At 71.1% G+C, this 3,810-nt stretch carries 3 protein-coding genes and 2 pseudogenes; 1 reads left to right on the forward strand and 4 read right to left on the reverse strand.

Annotated elements, in window-relative coordinates:
- From IY392_RS09715 to IY392_RS09730, 4 genes and pseudogenes are all read right to left on the reverse strand, one after another.
- Positions 1 to 248, reverse strand: a pseudogene (locus tag IY392_RS09715) (hypothetical protein); the annotation flags it as partial.
- A gap of 106 nt (positions 249 to 354) precedes the next feature.
- The gene (locus IY392_RS09720) at positions 355 to 1,635 is read right to left on the reverse strand and encodes a glycosyltransferase 87 family protein (RefSeq protein WP_194861091.1); all 1,281 of its coding nucleotides are present in this window, start codon (positions 1,633 to 1,635) and stop codon (positions 355 to 357) included.
- A complete protein-coding gene (locus IY392_RS09725; RefSeq protein WP_107758305.1) occupies positions 1,632 to 3,155 on the reverse strand; it encodes a CCA tRNA nucleotidyltransferase in 1,524 nt (507 codons plus the stop codon). The genes IY392_RS09720 and IY392_RS09725 overlap by 4 nt, the downstream gene beginning before the upstream one ends.
- Before the next feature lie 70 nt (positions 3,156 to 3,225).
- On the reverse strand, positions 3,226 to 3,450 hold the full coding sequence (locus IY392_RS09730) for a putative quinol monooxygenase (protein ID WP_228549230.1): 225 nt from the start codon (positions 3,448 to 3,450) through the stop codon (positions 3,226 to 3,228).
- 55 nt (positions 3,451 to 3,505) lie between these two features.
- Between IY392_RS09730 and IY392_RS19195 the strand changes: the two are divergent.
- Positions 3,506 to 3,810: pseudogene (locus tag IY392_RS19195) on the forward strand (hypothetical protein); the annotation flags it as partial.

A 3,810-nucleotide genomic window follows, 5' to 3' on the forward strand; every position in this document is an offset into this window, starting at 1 on the left:
CCCGCGAAGACGTCCCACACCCCGCGGCCCCCCGCGTCCGAGTAGACCTCCTGGGCGCCGGTGCCCACATCGGTCACCACGCGGTCGGCGATACCGTCGCCGGTCGAGTCCCACAGGGCGTCGTCGGCGTGCCCGTCGCCGTCGAAGTCCAGCCACAGCGCGTCTGCGGCACCGGTCCCGAGGGTGAGGTCGGGCCTGCCCTGCCAGTGCGTCGGCTCACCGACGCCGTCTCCGAAGAAGTAGTCCATGCCCGAAATGGTGTCGCGGCCTGGTGGCGCGGGCCAGTGCCGAGCAGCGATCTGTGGACAACCCGACCTCCCTCCACAGAGGGCAGTGACGCTCTTGACCGACCCTTCAGCGGGAGTCGCTGCGCACCAGGAGCACCGGCCTGTCCGGATCCCCGTGTAGATCCGGATCCCCGAGCCGCGCGGCCCGGAGGCCGACGACGACGAGAAAGGCCAACGCCCAGAGGAGATAGGCGTCGCCCACGAGGTGCTGGATCGGCCCCCACGCGAGTTCACGCCCCTCGTCATGGGGGAACCACCACTGTGGTGTCGCCAGGAAGACCACGATGCCGGAGCCCGCCAGGGCGAGCCAGCCACGCTCGTCGTCGTCATCCCTCTCGGCCGCGCGCGCCACCCACACCGCCGTGAGAACGACGGCCGGCACCGACCAGACCCAGTGGTGTCCCCAGGACACCGGCGAGCAGAACAGCGCGACGAACCCCACCGCGACGGCGGCGGCGACCTCGTGCCCGTGGCGCAGCAGCCGCCACGCCACCCAGGCGATACCCAGGCCCACCAGCGCGGACACCACGAACCACGCCACCGATGCCGCCGAGCCCTCGAGACCGAGGCGGTACACGAACCCGTTGACCGACTGATTGGAGGAGAACGACAGTGCGCCGATTCGGGCGGGATCCCGGATCGCGAACGACCAGTAGCGGGCCGAGTCGGCCGGGGTCAGCAGGTGACCGAGGCCGGTGAAGGCGAGCGCGGCGAGGACCGCGGTCCCCAGACCCCTCCAGTCGCGACGCAGCGCGAAGTACAACAGGAACACCGCGGGGGTGAGCTTGATCGCCATCGCCAGGCCGGTGAGGATCCCGCCCCACCAGCGACCCCGGCCACGGATCACGTCCACCAGCACCAACGCCATGAGGAAGACGTTGATCTGCCCGAACCCGATCGTCTCGCGGACCGGTCCGAACCACAGCGCGACGGCCATCACCGCGACCGTGAGCCACCACAGCTCGCGGACCGGACGAGCACAGGTGCGGCTGAGGACCAGCTGCACCACGGAGGCGAGCACGGCGATCGTGGCCAGCGTGATGACGACCGAGGCCACCGCCAACGGGACGAGCGTGAACAAGGCGAAGATCTGGGCCGCGAGCGGGGGGTAGGTGAAGGGCAGGTGGGCCCCCTCCGCCAGCCGGGGCAGTTCGCCGTAGAGATCGCCGCCGTCCCGGAACACCTGCCCGCCGACCCGGTAGACGTCCAGGTCGATGCGGTACGGGGGGAGGTTCTGGAGGCCCGGGATCCCGACCGTGTGGAGGACCGTACCGAGCGTCGCCAGGACGGCGGCCACGGCCCTGCCCGCGGTCGAGCCGAGATAGCGGTCGACCGCGCCGCCGATCACGCCGGGTCGCCGTTCTGCGGGTCTGTGCTCCGCTCGGCCCACCACCGGAGGAGTTCGGCCTCCGCCTCGTCGCGGTCGAGTGGGCCGCGGTCCAGGCGCAGTTCCTTGAGGAAGGCCCAGGCACGGCCGACGTCCGGCCCGGGCTTGAGGTCGAGCAACCGCATGATCTCGTTGCCGTCGAGGTCCGGTCGGACGCGGGCCAGATCCTCCTTCTCCGCGATCTCGGCGATCCGGTGTTCGAGGGAGTCGTAGCTGGCCTGGAGCCTGGCCGCGCGCCGTTTGTTCCTCGTCGTGCAGTCCGCGCGCACCAGCCGGTGGAGGCGGGGGAGCAGATGTCCCGCGTCGGAGACGTAGCGGCGCACGGCGGAGTCGGACCACTGCCCCTCGCCGTACCCGTGGAAGCGCAGGTGGAGGAACACCAGCCCCGAGACGTCCTCGATCATCTGCTTGGAGTATTTGAGTGCACGCATGCGCTTGCGCACCATCTTGGCGCCCACCACCTCGTGGTGGTGGAAGGTCACCCCGCCGCCCGGTTTGGCCGCGCGCGTGGCCGGCTTGCCCACGTCGTGCAGCAGCGCGGCCCAGCGCAACACGAGGTCAGGGCCGTCCGGTTCGAGGTCGATGGCCTGCCGCAGCACGGTGAGCGAATGCCAGTACACGTCCTTGTGCTGCATGTGCTCGTCGCGTTCCAGCTTCATCCCCGGCACCTCGGGCAACACGCGGTCGGCCAACCCGGCCTCACAGAGCATGTTGATCCCGTCGATCGGGTAGTCCCCCAGGATGGTCTTGTCCAACTCGGTGCGGACCCGCTCGACGGTGATCCTGTCGATCTCGGCGGTCATCTCCGACATCGCCCGAAACACCCGGGGGGCGAGGGAGAAACCCAACTGGGAGACGAACCGGCAGGCCCGGAGCATGCGCAGCGGATCATCGGAGAACGACTGCTCCGGGGCCGCAGGGGTGTCCAGGACCCCCGCGAGCAGGGCCTCCATCCCGTCGAGGGGGTCACAGAACTCGTGACGTCCGTCCGGGTGCAGCCGCACCGCCATCGCGTTGACCGTGAAGTCGCGACGGACCAGGTCTCCCTCCAGGGTGTCCCCGAAGACCACGTCGGGATTGCGGGTCACCCCGTCGTAGGAGTCCGCGCGGAACGTGGTGATCTCGATCTGCTGCTCGACACCACCGGCGTCATGCTTGACCGCCGACAGGGTGCCGAACTCGATACCGGTGTCCCAGACCGTGTCCGCGTAGGTCTCGAGGATCCCCCGGACCGTCTCGGGCCGCGCGTCCGTGGTGAAGTCCAGGTCCGTGCCGAGTCGGCCCAGAACGGCGTCGCGCACACTCCCGCCGACGAGGTAGAGCTCGTGCCCGGCCTCGACGAACGCCGACGCGAGAGGAGCGAGCACGTCCGCGTGATCGTTGAGAGTGGACTGGGCGCCCGCCAGGAGCCGGACCCGCCGCGCCTCGGACTCGGTCGGGTCGGGCGGGGTGCCCGGGCCGTCCTGCAGTCCCGAGAACACCGCCGCATCGTGTCGGTCCGAGGTGGCGCGCGGATCTGGGTGGGGGTTACGGGCTGTCACAGCGGAGACCTTACCGAGTCGGTCCGCCCGCCTCGGACCACAGCGGCTCCACGGCCTCGACCTCCGGGGGCCCGCTCAGCAGCTCCCCCGACTCCTCGAGGCACGCCGGGTACGCGGGGTCGCCCCGGAACTCCTGTGCTGCGGCGGCGTCGGGGAAGTGCTGGAACACCACCAGGGCGTCGGGGTCGGCATGGGACGCGCAGAACACAGACGCCCGGCGTCCGGACCGATCCACGGGCGGCACGCCGACGATTTACGGAACACCCGACACCGGCCGGTAGCATCGATGGGTGTCTGAAGCCGAACGCCCCGACGAACCGCGCGCCAACCCGCCGCGGCGTCGGCGTGCCCGTCGGCCCGCCGGATCGGGAACACCGGCGTCCGAACCCGCTGGTCAGGGTTCTCAGCGTCCGGCGCACGGGCAGGGCAAGGCCCCGGAGAACCGGGACGCCCAGGGTGGCCGGGGGCAGAAGTCCGGCAGATCCGGCCAACCCGCGCAGTCCGACCACGCCGGTCAGTCCGGCGGCGGGCAACCCCGTCAGGGCCGGCGCCGTCGCCGCGGTGGCCGGGGCCGGCGGGGCGGACAGGGCAGGAC

The organism is Dietzia sp. SYD-A1, assembly GCF_015356725.1.
In the GTDB taxonomy this organism is placed as follows: Bacteria; Actinomycetota; Actinomycetes; order Mycobacteriales; family Mycobacteriaceae; genus Dietzia.